The sequence below is a fragment of the Bacillus sp. FSL R5-0434 genome, assembly GCF_038004745.1.
In the GTDB taxonomy this organism is placed as follows: Bacteria; Bacillota; Bacilli; order Bacillales; family Bacillaceae; genus Bacillus; species Bacillus halotolerans.
This window is the reverse complement of the sequence record NZ_JBBORV010000001.1, coordinates 3,749,310-3,765,511: the sequence shown is the minus strand read 5'-3', so window position 1 is coordinate 3,765,511 and position 16,202 is coordinate 3,749,310. Positions and strand designations below refer to the sequence as shown.

At 46.5% G+C, this 16,202-nt stretch carries 14 protein-coding genes; 7 read left to right on the top strand and 7 right to left on the bottom strand.

What is annotated here, in order from left to right; translation table 11 throughout:
- Window positions 1-5 precede the first annotated feature (5 nt).
- The 6 genes from NYE43_RS19605 to sboA all read right to left on the bottom strand — a co-directional run bounded on the left by NYE43_RS19605 (window position 6) and on the right by sboA (window position 4,968).
- Window positions 6-1,169, bottom strand: coding sequence for an insulinase family protein (locus NYE43_RS19605; RefSeq protein WP_341062748.1), 1,164 nt, complete (start codon window positions 1,167-1,169; stop codon window positions 6-8).
- A complete protein-coding gene (locus NYE43_RS19600; protein WP_024123215.1) occupies window positions 1,159-2,472 on the bottom strand; it encodes a hypothetical protein in 1,314 nt (437 codons plus the stop codon). The genes NYE43_RS19605 and NYE43_RS19600 overlap by 11 nt, the downstream gene beginning before the upstream one ends.
- Window positions 2,465-3,184: an ATP-binding cassette domain-containing protein gene (locus NYE43_RS19595; RefSeq protein WP_024123214.1), complete on the bottom strand. Its 720-nt coding sequence runs from the start codon at window positions 3,182-3,184 to the stop codon at window positions 2,465-2,467. The genes NYE43_RS19600 and NYE43_RS19595 overlap by 8 nt, the downstream gene beginning before the upstream one ends.
- Window positions 3,181-3,342: an antilisterial bacteriocin subtilosin biosynthesis protein AlbB gene (gene albB, locus NYE43_RS19590; RefSeq protein ID WP_101864905.1), complete on the bottom strand. Its 162-nt coding sequence runs from the start codon at window positions 3,340-3,342 to the stop codon at window positions 3,181-3,183. Before albB ends, NYE43_RS19595 begins: the two co-directional genes overlap by 4 nt.
- 12 nt (window positions 3,343-3,354) lie before the next feature.
- Window positions 3,355-4,701, bottom strand: a complete 1,347-nt coding sequence (gene albA / locus NYE43_RS19585) for a subtilosin maturase AlbA (protein WP_326374007.1) — start codon at window positions 4,699-4,701, stop codon at window positions 3,355-3,357.
- Window positions 4,702-4,836: 135 nt separating this feature from the next.
- Window positions 4,837-4,968, bottom strand: a complete 132-nt coding sequence (gene sboA, locus NYE43_RS19580; protein ID WP_003222002.1) for a subtilosin A — start codon at window positions 4,966-4,968, stop codon at window positions 4,837-4,839.
- A 311-nt stretch (window positions 4,969-5,279) separates the two neighbouring features.
- On the opposite strand from sboA, the gene NYE43_RS19575 reads away from it, so the two are divergent.
- From NYE43_RS19575 to NYE43_RS19560, 4 genes are all read left to right on the top strand, one after another.
- Window positions 5,280-5,708: a DUF1934 domain-containing protein gene (locus tag NYE43_RS19575; RefSeq protein WP_024123211.1), complete on the top strand. Its 429-nt coding sequence runs from the start codon at window positions 5,280-5,282 to the stop codon at window positions 5,706-5,708.
- Entirely contained in the window at window positions 5,705-7,375 is a 1,671-nt protein-coding gene (argS, locus tag NYE43_RS19570) for an arginine--tRNA ligase (protein WP_024123210.1), read from the top strand. Before NYE43_RS19575 ends, argS begins: the two co-directional genes overlap by 4 nt.
- Before the next feature lie 133 nt (window positions 7,376-7,508).
- Window positions 7,509-8,696 (top strand): nitrate/nitrite transporter, encoded by a 1,188-nt coding sequence (locus NYE43_RS19565; protein WP_341062455.1) that lies wholly within the window; start codon window positions 7,509-7,511, stop codon window positions 8,694-8,696.
- A 110-nt stretch (window positions 8,697-8,806) separates the two neighbouring features.
- Window positions 8,807-9,523, top strand: a complete 717-nt coding sequence (locus tag NYE43_RS19560) for a Crp/Fnr family transcriptional regulator (protein ID WP_101864901.1) — start codon at window positions 8,807-8,809, stop codon at window positions 9,521-9,523.
- Between the two features lie 32 nt (window positions 9,524-9,555).
- Here NYE43_RS19560 and NYE43_RS19555 read toward each other — a convergent pair whose 3' ends face one another.
- Window positions 9,556-10,275 carry a YwiC-like family protein gene (locus NYE43_RS19555; RefSeq protein WP_341062453.1) on the bottom strand — a complete coding sequence of 240 codons (720 nt, stop codon included), beginning with the start codon at window positions 10,273-10,275 and terminating at the stop codon, window positions 9,556-9,558.
- A gap of 142 nt (window positions 10,276-10,417) precedes the next feature.
- Between NYE43_RS19555 and NYE43_RS19550 the strand changes: the two genes are divergently transcribed.
- From NYE43_RS19550 to narH, 3 genes are all read left to right on the top strand, one after another.
- Window positions 10,418-10,894, top strand: a complete 477-nt coding sequence (locus tag NYE43_RS19550) for a Crp/Fnr family transcriptional regulator (protein WP_024123206.1) — start codon at window positions 10,418-10,420, stop codon at window positions 10,892-10,894.
- A gap of 155 nt (window positions 10,895-11,049) precedes the next feature.
- The gene (locus NYE43_RS19545) at window positions 11,050-14,736 is read left to right on the top strand and encodes a nitrate reductase subunit alpha (RefSeq protein WP_341062452.1); all 3,687 of its coding nucleotides are present in this window, start codon (window positions 11,050-11,052) and stop codon (window positions 14,734-14,736) included.
- Window positions 14,726-16,189, top strand: a complete 1,464-nt coding sequence (gene narH / locus NYE43_RS19540) for a nitrate reductase subunit beta (RefSeq protein ID WP_024123204.1) — start codon at window positions 14,726-14,728, stop codon at window positions 16,187-16,189. The genes NYE43_RS19545 and narH overlap by 11 nt, the downstream gene beginning before the upstream one ends.
- Window positions 16,190-16,202 lie beyond the last annotated feature (13 nt).

Below are 16,202 nucleotides of genomic sequence, written 5' to 3'. Positions count from 1 at the left end.
CTCTCTCATCCCCTTACTACATGAGCTCCAATATATGTAAGATTTTTGATGAATTGCAGCAAATCGCGGCACGTGACCGCTGAGATGCTGTCCAGCAGGTCTTCTTTTTTGCAAGAGAAACGGCGCAGGATTCCCATATAGGCTAAGAGTCCTTCAGGAGAATCAAATTGCAGCAGGATTTCATTGATTAAAAATTGTTGTGCCTTTTTTAATTCCGGTTCATCCGCATGGAAATGCGATACAGCTTCCAAAACTCTTGGAGGAATCTCGTTTTCATGAAGCTGGTCGGTGCATACGGAAACAAGCAGCATATTGCTCATGATGTCATAGCGGGTGATCACATGATAAACGGCCAGATCTTTTTCGCGAAAATGCCGAAATAAAGCGGAATGGCCGTACTTGCCGAGCAATCCGTCTATCAGCTGCATGGCTAAATAATCTCGGACATCTTTCATGTCCCCGCAGTCAAAGCCAAGTGTCATAACGGACGGACCTGCTGTGCTGCGTGTCTCTGTTTCGAAAATATTCTGATTCACGGGTTTTCTTACAGCAGACATGGCAGACGCCTGTGGGGCATGTCCCTGAACATCACAGGACTGTATGTTTCCTAATATGTTCAGCTGTTTCTGCTGAGAAAATAAATCAGCGATAAATTCCGACGCATCCAGAAAACGTTTAGGATGCACAGCCATAAGCTTGTCTTTCCGGCCAAACATGGCAGTGCCGTACATCGGGTTTCCAAAGGCTTCCTCCGCCAGACGGGCTGCTGAATAGGAGAACGGGTCAGCGAATGTCTTTTCCATTTTCAGCAGCAGTTCAGCTTTTGCCTTTTCCGCTGCGCTGGCAGAAAGAGAAGCCGGAAAGGAGGACATGTCAACAAAGGTGTTCAGAACAGCATCTGTATGAAATCCCTCAGCATATAACGGATGAATCATGCGGGTCCCGTACGTTTTCAGCTGCCGGTCAAAAAAGAGATTTGCTGAATACATGAAGCGGCGGCCGGCGGCATAGCCGAAAGTGTCGATGATGTTTTGCTTCTGGTGTGCAGCCGCGCCATAAAAATAGATCGTTTCTTCTTCAGGTTCCGCCGCGCTTTCGATCGGCTTCAGAAAGCTCGCGGCGATCGAGATGGTTGAAAATTGATCAGTCGTCAGCAGGTTAACTTCCAAGCCGTTCTCTTTTTCCGCTTGTATCAAAAAAACCACCATCCTGTTTTTGCAGTAAATAGACAATGATCAGCCCGGCAATCGGAATGACTGCCAAGGAAATAACAGTGCCTGTTAAAGTTGCTAAAAAAAGAGGAATACAAAATACATAGGAACGGTATTTAGAGAAACCGCTCCAGAGCTGCTGCTCCGTCTGCCAGCTGAAGGACGGCTTTTTTTCATCTGAAATTAACCGAATATAAGCCCCCGCCAGCAGCAATTCCATACACTGCAAAAAAGTCAAAAGTGAAATCGGCCGGCCGCTGATCAAGCCCATTATCATGGCAATCAAAATAAACCCGCCGGCCAATAAACCGGAATAAAAGCGATATTTCGCCCAAAGCATCGTTCTGCGTTTAATCGGAAGCGTGATCAGCAGCATCCGGTCATTTTTTTCAAGAGAATACAATAAAGCAATCGGTGAGCAGATCAGCAGGAGAGCGCTAATTACGATATAGACGACATGCTGATCGGCAATGCCGGTGTTCATCATCTGAAACGAAAAGAAGCCGCTGAATGCCCCCATCACGATATAATTTAACAGCATCGCTTTGGAGGAAATAAACCGGTTCCATTCTCTTTTATAAAACGAAAATTCTGATGTCCGCATAAAAGAATGCATTTTGCTCTGCTGCTGAGGCGCCTGCAAAAATGAAGGGAAGTCAATCACAATAGCCCAGAGCATATGAATCGCACATAGCGGGATCGTCACGGCGGGCATCAAAGCCGCACTGAAGCACACGCAGGTGAATGCCGCCGCATGCAGCAGGAGTGCCGTTCTGCTTTTTTTGACGAAAAGATTGCTTAACAAAACGCCGAAAATAATCGAATAGACAGTAAAAAACGAAAATCTGCCGAGCCAATACAGAGTTTGTGCTCCTGACAGCGTTCCGTTTCCGAATAAGAACAGCGGTAATATGAAAAAGAAGAGCGTCCTTCTCAAGCAAGTATCAACAAACAAAACCACACTCTGAGCGAGCCAGAAGCTCCGGGAAGAGATCGGCAATAGACAGCTCAGCTTCATGTAAGATTCCTTCCATTGGGATGTAACAGAGAGAAACACCATGTACGCATTCATAAACAGAAGCGCGAGTGTGATGTATGTTTTTCCTAAGGTTGATTCATCAATGCCTGCCTGGCGGATCAGCCCGATTTCAAACAAGGCCAGAACGGCAAGCCCTGCGGTGATGCGAATGGCGTCTTTTTTTCCTTGGCGGCCGTAAAGCTGTTTGAACAGCAATGACAGAATCGGAAACAGGTTATTCATGGCCGATCACCTCAAAAAATTCACGCCGAAGATCAGTCTCCTCTCCAATCGGAATGACCTTCCGGATCTGTTTGTGATGAAGGATGGCCGCATAATCACAAAATCTCTGCACCACGTCGAGCAAATGGGAAGAAAACAAAATCGTTCCGCCTGCCTTGCAATACTCCTGCATTTTCTGATAAAAGACTTCTATTGACTCCACATCTAAGCCGACAAGCGGCTCATCCAAAATAAACAGGGGAGCCCCGAGCAATAGCCCGGTCATCAACACAACCTTTTGCCTGTTGCCGAGGGACAGCTCGGAAATTCTCCGGTTTGTGTATTGGGAAAAGTGAAATTCCTCAGCCAAACTGTTAAATTGCTGCTCTGAGAAATCTTTCTGATACAAAGAATGAACGAAAGAAACATAGTCCTTCGCCGTAATTTCTGTAAATAGAAGCGGATAATCGGCAGCAAAGTAGCGGCGAATCTTCAGCTCATCTGATGTTTTCTGCGGCATGCCGGCGTCCGCTTCAATGCCGCACAGCGTAAAGTGTCCGCTGAAATTGCGGTTTACCCCGGTCAGCGTATTGATCAGCGTCGTTTTTCCGGCGCCGTTTACCCCAAGCAGTCCGTAAACGGCGCCTTTTTCTAAATGTAAATCTACGTTTTCTAAGATGACGTTGTCTTGCTCGTACCACACGGATACATCGTGTATATCCAAAATGCTCATCGCGAGTCAGCCTTCCGCGCGCGCATACCGAAAATAATGGCGATGGCGATGGAAATCAGCGTAAACAAATAATCGTTTTTTACGAAGTAGACGACCGCGCCGATGACAAAAATAAATGAAAGGATATACAGTAACATTTTTCTTTGTGCTGGTGACAAATTGTTTCCCTCCTAAATAAGCTGGACCACATCTTCTAATTGTTCATTTTTTGCCCAGGAGCAGATGTTTTTTCTGTGGTATTTGTTGGAGTTCAGCCCTTTTAAGTAACAGCCTCCGCAATAGCCGCTGAACGGGCATTTGTCTTTCATGCAATGCTCGCTGAACCGCGGCGCCTGCGCTTTCCACAATTTATGGACAAGAGGGGAGTCAAAGATGCTTTCATATGAATCATGAAATATATTTCCCAATGAAAATTCCTTCGGGAAGAGTGCGCACGGGCGTACTTCTCCGAACGGGCTGATCACAATAGATTTCCAGCCGGCGCCGCAGTTCGCCGCACGTTTTCTTTCATACGGAATGATCGGGATCAAATCTTTAAATTCATCAATGACATTTTGCTCGTACTCCATAAATTTGCGGTGCTGTTCGGCATCTTTCGTCGGATGGACAATATCTCTGCCTCTTCCGAAATCATCAACCCAATTGTAAGAGAACGCTTTCGCCCCGAGATCGCGCACCTTTTGGGCCATGTCGTGGATTTCCCACATGTTTTTTTCGAAAACCGACATGGCGACTCTGACAAAAATACCATGATCACTCAACAATTTTATCGTTTTACAGGTTTGGGCAAAAGAGCCTTTTCTCCCTCTAAATGAATCATGCACTTCGGACTGTACGCTATCCAGTGATATGCCGACGATGATTTTTTGCTTATAGGCTTTTAACATCTCCAGGCTTTCTTTTCGCATCAGAGTTCCGTTGGTTAAGACGGCGACTTTTTTGAATTTCTTTAACACATATTCAAGAATCTCATTGGCGTTTGGATGGACGAAAATTTCGCCGCCTGTGATTTCACACGTTAAAACGCCGTTATCATACAGCATATCAGCCGTTTTCTTAAATTGATCAATGGATACGGTGCCGAGCGCTTCCGGCGAGCTTTCTAAATAGCAGTGGGCGCACTTTAAATTGCAGCGGTGCGTCAGCTCAAAGGTGGCATGCAGCGGCATCGGAAATTCATTGCTTCCGCTGGTGGCGATTTTGTGAAAGCGGGCCCGGTTTTCAAGCTGAATGACCTGCTTGTTCAAAAGCATGCTGAGCATGTCATAGTACCAGTCCTTATGGTCTTCCGGCGACTCATCATACTTTGCGCATTGCTCTTCTAAAATTTGTTCAGCCGTTCTTTGACCGTCCATCATCATACAAAGCTCGTAAGCCGTTTTGTTGAGATCTAAGTATTCAAAATCAGAGATCGAGACGTTATCACGCAAGTAGTCAATTTCCAGCACACCGCCCTCAGGCAACTGGTGGACTCTTACACTTTCATTAATAAATGGAAACATCTTCTCTATAAACAAAATACCATCCCCTATACATATGATTCAAATATAAAAATCACTGTGTATGTATAACCAAGAAGTAGATTTTAGTTAAGATTTGTATTTTAGTTAAAAAAGGGCATAGTAATTTACTATGCCCTTTTCCGGGGAACCTTATCCCCAGAGACCGAATAGACCTGTTGCACCGGCAATTTCAAAATCAGGGATAGGTCCGTCCACTAAACAAGCGGCTCCGATTGAGCATGTCGCGCAACCTTTGTTTTCTACAATGACAGCTTTTTTCATAATTGAATCCTCCCTTTTTTTGTTTTTCTAGCAGATCTTTGATGTACTTTTATATTAAAACTATCAAATTACCATTTCAATACATATATTTTGAAGAAAATGTGAATTGTAAACGGTAGAATTCGGAAAAATGTAATATTTCCTAAAGGTAATCAGTGGTATGATTTTCTCTTCTATAAAGGAATTGCTTTTTCTGAGGTTTATCTTCAAATCTGATGAGCAATGATGGTAAGATAGAAGCAGTTGAAGTTTACAAACCGAATGATTATACTATTCAAGTCAAAGTGGAAAGATGAAAAGGACGTGTCAGAATGAAGCAAGAGACACCGATAACAATCCATGTGAAATCTGTGATCGAGGATGACGGAAACGAAGAAGTGATCGAATTCCGCACTACCGGATTTTACTATGTGAAACAGAATAAAGTGTATCTATCTTATTATGAAGAACACGACTTAGGCAAAGTGAAAACGATTGTAAAAGTAAGCGAAGGCGAAGTGCTTGTCATGAGATCAGGCGCTGTCAAAATGAACCAGCGTTTCGTAACTGGAGCTTCCACAATCGCCAAATATAAAATGTCATTTGGTGAGCTTGAGCTGAAAACGAGCACAAAATCGATTCAATCTGATCTCGGCGAAGAACAAGGCCGTATCAGTATCGCATATGATATGCATGTCGGAGACGAGCAGCAGCATTTACATAATATGACGATCACGTATGAGGGAGGAACTCACGCATGAACATTGCGGAACAGATGAAGGACGTGCTGAAAGAAGAAATCAGAGCAGCCGTTCTGAAAGCGGGACTGGCTGAAGAAAGCCAGATTCCAAATGTCATTTTAGAAACACCGAAGGATAAAACACACGGCGATTATTCAACAAATATGGCGATGCAGCTCGCGAGAATCGCGAAAAAAGCGCCGCGCCAAATCGCTGAGGAAATTGTCGCTTCTTTTGATAAAGGAAAGGCTTCTATTGAAAAGCTTGATATCGCCGGTCCTGGTTTTATCAATTTCTATATGAACAATCAATATTTAACGAAGCTGATTCCGTCTGTATTGGAAGCGGGAGACGCGTATGGAGAAACAAACATCGGAAACGGCGAACGCGTTCAAGTGGAATTCGTATCTGCAAATCCGACGGGGGACCTTCACTTAGGCCACGCGCGCGGTGCGGCTGTCGGCGATTCCTTGTGCAATGTGCTTGCAAAAGCGGGTTACGATGTGAGCCGCGAATACTACATTAACGATGCCGGAAACCAGATTAACAACCTGGCGCTTTCTGTAGAAGTCCGTTACTTTGAAGCGCTTGGACTGGAAAAACCGATGCCGGAGGACGGCTACCGCGGTGAGGATATCATTTCAATCGGAAAGCGTCTCGCTGAGGAATACGGCGACCGTTTCGTCAACGAAGAAGAAAGCGAACGCCTCGCATTTTTCCGTGAGTACGGTTTGAAATACGAGCTGGAGAAGCTTCGCGTAGACTTGGAAAACTTCCGCGTGCCGTTTGACGTGTGGTATTCTGAAACATCACTGTACCAAAACGGAAAAATCGATAAGGCGCTGGACGCGCTGCGTGAGAAAGGCCATGTCTATGAGGAAGACGGTGCGACTTGGTTCCGTTCCACAACGTTCGGAGATGACAAAGACCGCGTACTGATCAAAAAGGACGGCACATACACATACCTGCTTCCTGATATCGCCTACCATAAGGACAAGCTTGACCGCGGCTTTGATAAGCTGGTCAACGTATGGGGCGCCGACCACCACGGCTACATCCCGCGTATGAAAGCGGCAATCGAAGCGCTTGGCTATGAAAAAGGAACGTTGGAAGTAGAGATCATTCAGCTCGTGCACCTTTACAAAAACGGCGAGAAAATGAAAATGAGCAAACGGACGGGGAAAGCGGTAACGATGCGCGACCTGATTGACGAAGTCGGCCTTGATGCCGTGCGTTATTTCTTCGCGATGCGCAGCGCTGATACGCATATGGATTTTGACTTGGATCTTGCTGTATCAACATCTAACGAAAACCCTGTGTATTATGCGCAATACGCACATGCCCGCATTTGCAGCATGCTTCGCCAAGGGGAAGAGCAAGGACTTAAGCCGGCGGCAGACCTTGATTTCAGCCCTATTCAATCAGAAAAAGAATATGATCTGCTGAAAACAATCGGCGGTTTCCCAGAGGCAGTGGCGGAAGCGGCGGAAAAACGAATTCCGCACCGTGTGACGAATTATATTTATGACTTGGCTTCAGCTCTGCACAGCTTCTACAATGCGGAGAAAGTCATCGACCCTGAAAACGAAGAGAAAAGCCGTGCGCGCTTAGCTTTAATGAAAGCAACGCAAATCACGCTGAACAACGCGCTTCAATTGATCGGCGTATCGGCTCCTGAAAAAATGTAATCAAGCTGAAAGGACAAAGCCAGAGGGCTTTGTCCTTTTTTGTTAAAAAATCGTGTGATATAGTTCACAATCTTCCTCGCCGAGTTTTTGTATGATAAGGCTGATTATTGAATCAGTGAAAGGGGCAAGCCGAATGATTAACCGTCAACACTTTCAATTATCGCTGCAGTCATTAAGCTTGGTGGCAGGGTTTATGGTTTGGGTGCTGATTTCGTCACTTATTTCCCAAATCACATTAGATATTCATTTGAGCAAAGGCGAAATTTCCTTGGTAACGGCCATACCCGTTATATTAGGATCGCTTCTCCGCATTCCGCTGGGGTATTTGACCAACAGGTTTGGCGCGCGGATCATTTTTATGATCAGCTTTATATTGCTTTTATTCCCTGTATTTTGGATCAGTATTGCAGATTCCCTGTTTGATTTAATCGCGGGCGGTTTTTTCTTAGGGATTGGGGGAGCCGTTTTTTCCATTGGGGTTACATCTCTTCCGAAGTACTATCCTAAAGAAAAACATGGCGTTGTAAACGGTATTTATGGTGCCGGGAATATCGGAACCGCGATCACTACATTTGCAGCTCCCGTGATTGCTCAAGCGGCGGGGTGGAAAAGTACGGTGCAAATGTATATGGCTCTGCTGGCTTTATTTGCTTTGCTGCACTTTTTCTTCGGTGACCGGCATGAGAAGAAAGTGAAGGTGTCCGTAAAGACTCAAATCCAAGCCGTTTACCGAAATCATGTGCTGTGGTTTCTGAGTCTCTTTTATTTTATTACGTTTGGCGCCTTTGTCGCTTTTACAATCTATCTGCCAAACTTTCTTGTTGAGCAGTTTGATCTGAGTCCTGCGGATGCCGGGCTGCGTACGGCAGGTTTTATTGCTGTATCCACGCTGCTCAGGCCGGCGGGCGGGTGGCTGGCTGATAAAGTGAGTCCGCTCCGCATCCTGATGTTTGTCTTTGCCGGCCTGACATTATCGGGCGTCATCCTGTCGTTTTCGCCGACAATCGGCATTTATGCCTTTGGGGCGTTAACGGTTGCGGTGTGCTCCGGGATTGGAAACGGGACGGTTTTTAAACTGGTTCCTTTCTATTTTTCTAAGCAGGCGGGAATCGCCAACGGAGTTGTGTCTGCCATGGGCGGATTAGGCGGCTTTTTCCCTCCGCTGATTCTGGCGAGTGTATTTCAGGCGACGGGACAATACGCCATCGGATTTATGGCGCTTTCGGAAGTCGCGTTAGCAAGCTTTGTCATTGTCATATGGATGTATTGGCAGGAAAGAATGAAAACACACACAGAGAGAAGCGGGCACAGCGTAAACTGACGGGCCGCCGGCGATTGGGGAATTCACGAGATTGTAAGTTTTTTCTGAAAAGCGCAAATGATTTCACGTTACAATAGATACACAACGTGACTTTTCTTCGAGGTGAGCTCATGAACTTTCTCTCTGTTCGAACATCTGATAAGGATCTTATTTCCAGTGATCTTCATCAATTGCTGGAATCCATCAGCACAAAAAGAAAAATCGAAAAACACACATACCTGTTTCGAGAAGGAATGGATGCAGAAGAGCTTTATCTGATTCAGTCAGGACTCATTGAAATCGGGAAGCTGACGGCTGACGGCAAAGACCTGACGCTTAGAATCTGCCAAAAAAATGATATTGTCGGTGAATTAACACTTTTCACAGAAGAACCGAGATATATGCTCAGTGCAAAAGTGCTGGAGGATGGCGAAGTGCTCGTCATCAATAAAAGCAGACTTGAAAAGGAACTTATCCACAACGGTGCTTTGACATTTGAATTTATGAAATGGATGAGCACCCATTTGCGCAAAATTCAATCCAAAATCAGAGACCTTCTTCTTCATGGCAAAAAAGGGGCGCTCTACTCCACCCTCATCCGCTTGTCAAACAGCTATGGGGTGAACCGGAGTGACGGCATTCTCATTAACATTGCCCTGACAAACCAGGATTTGGCGAAATTTTGCGCGGCTGCAAGAGAGAGCGTCAACCGCATGCTGGGTGATCTCCGCAAACAAGGGGTTATTTCAATAGAGGATTCCGGAAAGATTGTACTGCATCAGCGGGACTATTTACGGTGTGAGATTGAGTGCGAAAATTGCCCGTTAGAGATTTGCAATATTGATTAAGAGGAAACAAGGACAGCAATGTGTCCTTGTTTTTATCTTGTTAGCCAAATACACATGATGGCGAAAAAGAAGCACGCATTGACGATTTCAAGAATGCCGATCGTTTGAACAGGCCACTTCTTTCCATGAAAAAACCATGCACGCAAACTGCTGGGGATAAAGGCGAGAACGGCCCATCCACCTCCGAGAGCTGCGGAAAGTAAGGGGAGGATCAGGTGATAGCCCCACGACCAGTAAGCAAATACTCTATTATTCTTCTCCCGGATCACCGACTTCACATAAAATGAACTTCCGATAAAAAACAAAGCAGATTGTGTGAAAATAAACCATGCCCAGCCGTCAAGAGTCTCCGTCCCCAGCCAGCAGCTGGCGAGTCCGCCTGTACAAAAGAATAAGACGCCCGCAAAATCATTCAGCAGCGCTCGTTCATTTTTTTGCCGGGCATAATACACATGAATGAGAAACAGCGGCAGCAAAGAAAAGGCAAGCCAGATAAAAGACGGCTTATGGATGACGGCGGCTAGCAAAAAGCTGCAGGCTGGAAAACTGTAAGAAATTATCCACTTTTGATAGGGTTTGATTTGTTTCTTTTTTAATGCCAGCGTAACAGGATAAACAGCCAAATAAAGAAAAAGCCAGCCCAAAAATAGGGGGATATGCCAAAGAACCGCTCCTCCCTTCACCATACCGAGGCAAAACGGAATCAGCAGCATGGCCCAAGCGCCGTGCTGCTTCGGAATAAGCGCCTTCATCGAAACACTCCTTTCTTGTTTCATTATAAAAGCAAAAATACCGCCAATAAGTGACATTCATCATATCACTGTGAAATACATCACTGCTGTCATGGATCGGCCGGGCTACACTAAAGGTATCCTTAGCACAGGAGGCTTCCCTATGAATCAGTGTGACTATTTATTTTTTTTGAAACAACTTCCTATGTTTAATGAAGTGCCTCTATCCATTGTCGAAACATTGCTGAATAACGGGACGTTTATCCGCGGTTCATGTGATCAGGATCCATCTTTTCTCCATTCTCAATCCATTTATATTGTATTAAAAGGCAGTATTCGTTTTATTGACAGCAGGCTGCCTGAAGGGTCGCAAACCGTGGCGCTGTGGGAAAAAGGCGATGTGTTTCCCATTGATCAAAAAGGCGGGATGTTCTTATCTCCATTCATTTCAGTCCGAACATCCGAAGACATTCTTATGCTCAATATCCCTTTTTACATATTAAAGAAAATCATGTCCTATTATCCGCAGCTGCAGATGAATTTTCTGGTGATGCTCCAGCAAAATGTCTTTTTCTCTTATGAGCTGTTTTTGCGATACATGCATAGATCTCAGGACGAAAACGCTGAGCCCGATTCCTAAAAGGAACCGGGTTTTTTGTTCGGTATTTCCATTCCTTCTTCCTCATGTGAACTTTCTGTGAAAAAAGGGGAGTGTGTGACATAGTTCACAAGGAAACATCCTGCCTCTGTATATAGTGAACTTAGAATACCTGACTCGGAAGGAGTGAAATATTCATGAAAAAAAAGAAAATGAGTCCGTTGTTCAGGAGATTAAACTATTTCTCTCCTATTGAGCATCAATCAAATAAACATAGCCAAACAACCTATGAAGATCGTGATTGGGAGAATGTATACAGAAACAGATGGCAGTACGATAAGGTCGTCCGCTCCACCCACGGTGTCAACTGCACAGGGTCCTGCAGCTGGAATATATACGTGAAAAACGGCATCGTCACGTGGGAAGGGCAAAACTTGAATTACCCATCAACCGGACCGGATATGCCTGATTTCGAACCGAGAGGCTGTCCGCGAGGGGCCAGTTTTTCATGGTATATCTACAGCCCGCTCCGGGTGAAATACCCATACGTGCGCGGTGTCCTGATCAATTTGTGGCGGGAAGCATTGCAGGCTCATCAAAACCCTTTGGAAGCATGGAAATCAATTGTTGAAAACCCGGATAAAGCGAAGTCCTATAAACAGGCGCGGGGAAAGGGCGGCTTTGTGCGTGCTGAATGGCCGGAGGTGCTGAAGCTGATTTCTGCTTCTCTGCTGTATACGGTTATAACATACGGCCCTGACCGGAATATCGGGTTTTCTCCGATTCCGGCTATGTCCATGATCAGCCATGCGTCAGGCTCGCGGTTTATGTCTTTGATTGGCGGCCCAATGCTCAGTTTCTATGATTGGTATGCGGATCTTCCCCCGGCATCCCCGCAAATCTGGGGCGACCAGACAGACGTCCCGGAAAGCAGTGATTGGTACAACTCAGGCTATATCATCACATGGGGCTCCAATGTGCCGTTAACGAGGACGCCGGATGCGCATTTTTTGGCAGAAGCCCGCTATAAAGGCGCTAAGGTCATCTCAATCAGCCCGGATTTCGCGGAATCCTCTAAATTTGCAGATGACTGGCTGAGCATCCGCCAAGGAACAGACGGCGCGCTTGCGATGGCGATGGGTCATGTGATCCTGCAGGAGTTTTACGTTAATCAGAAGACAGAGCGTTTCATAGAGTATGCAAAGCAATATACGGATTTCCCGTTCTTTGTCACTCTAACTAAAGAGGATGGCGTGTATACGGCCGGGCGTTTTCTTCATGCAAAGGACATCGGGCGGCAGACAGAGCATGATCAGTGGAAGCCTGCGGTGTGGAATGAACGTACAAGCGCATTCGCGATCCCGCAAGGAACAATGGGCTCCCGCTGGGACGGCCAAAAGAAATGGAACCTGCACATGATAGATGAAGAAACAGGCGAATCGATTGAACCCCGGCTTTCGGTGCTCGGCATAGAGGACGAAATCGGCACGGTTCGAATCCCTTATTTCTCAAATGAGGGGAACAGAGTGCTTGAGCGAGATCTGCCTATAAAAAAACTGGCGCTGGACAATGAAGATGTGTATGTCACAACCGTATTTGACTTGATTTTGGCTAACTACGGCGTGAATCGGGGGATCGGGGAAAAATCAGCCTGCTCGTATGACGATCCTGAGCCGTTTACGCCAGCCTGGCAGGAGCAGGTGACAGGGATCAAAAAAGAGATGGTCATTAACATTGCCAGGGAATTTGCCCAAAATGCGATCGATACAGAGGGCCGTTCGATGATTATTGTAGGAGCGGGCATTAATCACTGGTTCAATTCCGATACGATATACCGTGCTGTGTTAAATCTTGTGTTATTAGTAGGCGCCCAAGGCGTAAACGGCGGAGGCTGGGCTCATTATGTGGGACAGGAAAAACTCCGCCCTGCTGAAGGCTGGCAGACGATCGCCAACGCTAAGGATTGGGAGGGGGCGCCAAAGCTGCAAAACGGCACTTCCTTTTTCTATTTTGCGACTGACCAGTGGCGCTACGAGGATCAGCCGGTCAGTGACTTAGCATCTCCGATCGCGGCATCCTCCCGCTACAAGCATCACGCCGACTACAATGTGCTGGCGGCAAGACTCGGGTGGCTTCCGTCTTATCCGACATTTGATAAAAACGGAATTGACCTGTACAAAGAAGCTGAAAAAGCGGGAGCGAAGACAACAAAAGACGTTGCTGACTATGTGGCCCGCCAGCTTCAAGAGAAAAAACTGAAATTTGCCATTGAAGATCCTGACAATGAAGCGAATTTTCCGAGAAACCTGTTCGTGTGGAGGGCGAATCTGATCTCCAGTTCGGGAAAAGGGCATGAATATTTTCTCAAGCATCTCTTGGGAACGACGAACGGCTTGATGAATGACGACAGCGACAGTATCCGTCCTGAAGAAATCAAGTGGCGCGAGCAGGCACCGGAAGGAAAGCTCGATTTGTTAATCAATCTCGATTTCCGAATGGCCGGTACCGCCTTGTATTCCGATATCGTGCTTCCGGCGGCGACATGGTATGAAAAACACGATCTCAGCAGCACTGATATGCATCCGTTTATCCACCCCTTTGCCCCGGCTATTTCGGCTCCTTGGGAATCGAAGTCGGACTGGGATATTTTCAAGGCTTTATCAAAAGCCGTCTCCGATCTCGCGGAAGAAGTTGATATGAAGCCGGTAAAAGAAGCTGTCGCCGCACCGCTCCTCCATGACACGATGCAGGAAATGGCGCAGCCTCTCGGAAAAATCAAGGACTGGAGCAAAGGCGAATGCGAAGCCGTCCCGGGGAAAACAATGCCGAACATTCAAGTCGTTGAAAGGGACTACAAACAAATCTTTCATAAAATGACCGCGCTCGGCCCAAACGCCGCCTTAAAACCAAGCGGAACAAAAGGCATGAGCTGGTCGATTGCCGATGAATACGAATCACTCAAAAAAAGGCTGGGAGAAGTCACCACAGACAGTGTCGCAAAGGGATGTCCGAATATAAGCGAGGCCAAGCAGGCGGCAGAAGCCGTTTTAACCCTTTCGTCCACGTCGAATGGAAAAGTTGCCGTAAAAGCATGGGAATCGCTTGAAGACATCACGAATCTGAAGCTGAAAGATCTGGCTGAAGAGCGGGAGGAAGAATGCTTTACGTTCGAACAAATCACGGCTCAGCCCAAAACGGTGATCACATCTCCGGCATTTACAGGCTCGGAAAAAGGCGGGCGCAGGTATTCGCCGTTTACGACAAATGTGGAAAAATTAATCCCTTGGCGTACGCTGACAGGCAGACAATCCTATTATGTCGATCATGAGCTGATGATGGAGTTCGGGGAAACGATGGCGACCTTTAAACCGATCCTCCAGCATCGCCCTTTCTTAAGCAAACGGCCAGATCAAGAGGGCAAAGAAATCGTTCTCAATTATTTAACGCCGCATAATAAATGGTCCGTGCACAGCATGTATTTTGATTCCCTGCCGATGCTTACGCTATTCCGCGGCGGGCCGACAGTATGGATGAATAAAGATGATGCGGCAGATACGGATATCAAAGACAACGATTGGATTGAATGCTTTAACCGAAATGGTGTTGTCGTAGCCAGAGCGGTTCTGTCTCACCGGATACCAAAAGGAATGGCGTTTATGCACCATGCCCAAGACCGCCACATCAACGTGCCCGGCACAAAACTGACCAATAACCGCGGAGGCACCCATAACAGTCCGACAAGGATTCACGTTAAGCCGACACAGATGATCGGCGGCTATGCCCAGCTCAGCTACGGCTTTAACTACTATGGCCCTACGGGGAATCAGCGCGATCTGAATGTGGTCATCCGCAAGCTGAAGGAGGTCGATTGGCTTGAAGATTAAAGCGCAAATCGGAATGGTCATGAACTTAGATAAATGCATCGGCTGCCACACGTGCAGCGTGACCTGCAAAAACACATGGACAAACCGTTCCGGTGCCGAATATATGTATTTCAATAATGTAGAAACAAAGCCAGGTATCGGCTATCCGAAGCAATGGGAGGATCAGGACAAATATAAAGGCGGCTGGACCTTAAAAAAAGGAAAGCTCGAGCTGAAATCAGGCCCGAAAACCAACCGTCTTGCAAATCTTTTCTATAATCCGAATCAGCCAACCATTGATGATTACTACGAGCCTTGGAACTATGATTATGAAACGCTGACTAACAGTCCGCAGAAAAAACATCAGCCCGTAGCGCGGCCAAAATCGTCGCTGACAGGAGATTTTATGAATATTGAATGGGGGCCGAACTGGGAGGATGATCTGGCGGGCGGCCACATTACGGGACTTGAAGATCCGAACGTTCAAAAGATGGAGGAGTCTATCAAAACAGAATTCGATGAAGTCTTTATGATGTATCTTCCGCGCATCTGCGAGCACTGCATCAACCCGGCATGTGTCTCGTCCTGCCCGTCCGGCGCCATGTATAAACGCGAGGAAGACGGCATTGTGCTCGTGGATCAAAATGCCTGCCGTTCATGGAGATACTGTGTTTCATCCTGTCCTTATAAAAAAGTCTATTTTAACTGGCAAACGAACAAAGCGGAAAAATGCACACTCTGCTTTCCGCGTTTGGAGGCGGGACTGCCGACCATCTGTTCAGAGACATGTGTGGGGAGAATCCGTTATTTGGGCGTCATGCTGTATGACGCGGATAAGGTGGAGGAAGCGGCATCTGCAGAAAATGAAAAGGATCTCTATCATTCTCAATTAGAAGTGTTTCTTGATCCGAATGATCCTGAGGTTGCTAAACAAGCAAAAGAACAGGGCATCCCGACAGAATGGATAGAGGCTGCACAGCAATCGCCCATTTATAAGATGATCATCGACTGGAAAATCGCCCTGCCGCTTCATCCGGAGTATCGGACATTGCCGATGGTTTGGTACATTCCTCCTTTGAGTCCGATCATGAATCTCTTTGAAGGAGAGGGAAGCCGGCAAACAGCGGAAGACATTTTTCCGGCTATCGACCAAATGAGGATTCCGATTGACTATTTGGCGCAGCTATTAACGGCCGGTGATACAAATCATATTCGGTCCACATTAAAGAAAATGTCTGTCATGCGCCAGTATATGAGAGCGGTCCAGACGAATAAATCCATCGACCCGGCACTGATCTCCAGTGTCGGCTTAACAGAACAGCAAATTGAAGACATGTATCGGCTGCTTGCGATCGCAAAATACGATGACCGATTTGTGATTCCGAGCAGCCACCGTGAAGACATTTCTGATTTATACGCTGAACAAGGGAGCTGCGGCTTATCATTTTCAGGCGGTCCCGGCTCTTGTATATAACCAAAGAAAAATG

Coding starts and splice junctions, on each gene's coding strand:
- NYE43_RS19595 (WP_024123214.1), bottom strand. CDS start 3,184: ATGAGCATTTTGGATATACACGATGTATCCGTGTGGTACGAGCAAGAC.
- sboA (WP_003222002.1), bottom strand. CDS start 4,968: ATGAAAAAAGCTGTCATTGTAGAAAACAAAGGTTGCGCGACATGCTCA.
- NYE43_RS19560 (WP_101864901.1), top strand. CDS start 8,807: ATGAACTTTCTCTCTGTTCGAACATCTGATAAGGATCTTATTTCCAGT.
- NYE43_RS19565 (WP_341062455.1), top strand. CDS start 7,509: ATGATTAACCGTCAACACTTTCAATTATCGCTGCAGTCATTAAGCTTG.
- NYE43_RS19550 (WP_024123206.1), top strand. CDS start 10,418: ATGAATCAGTGTGACTATTTATTTTTTTTGAAACAACTTCCTATGTTT.
- NYE43_RS19575 (WP_024123211.1), top strand. CDS start 5,280: ATGAAGCAAGAGACACCGATAACAATCCATGTGAAATCTGTGATCGAG.
- NYE43_RS19555 (WP_341062453.1), bottom strand. CDS start 10,275: ATGAAGGCGCTTATTCCGAAGCAGCACGGCGCTTGGGCCATGCTGCTG.
- argS (WP_024123210.1), top strand. CDS start 5,705: ATGAACATTGCGGAACAGATGAAGGACGTGCTGAAAGAAGAAATCAGA.
- NYE43_RS19545 (WP_341062452.1), top strand. CDS start 11,050: ATGAAAAAAAAGAAAATGAGTCCGTTGTTCAGGAGATTAAACTATTTC.
- NYE43_RS19600 (WP_024123215.1), bottom strand. CDS start 2,472: ATGAATAACCTGTTTCCGATTCTGTCATTGCTGTTCAAACAGCTTTAC.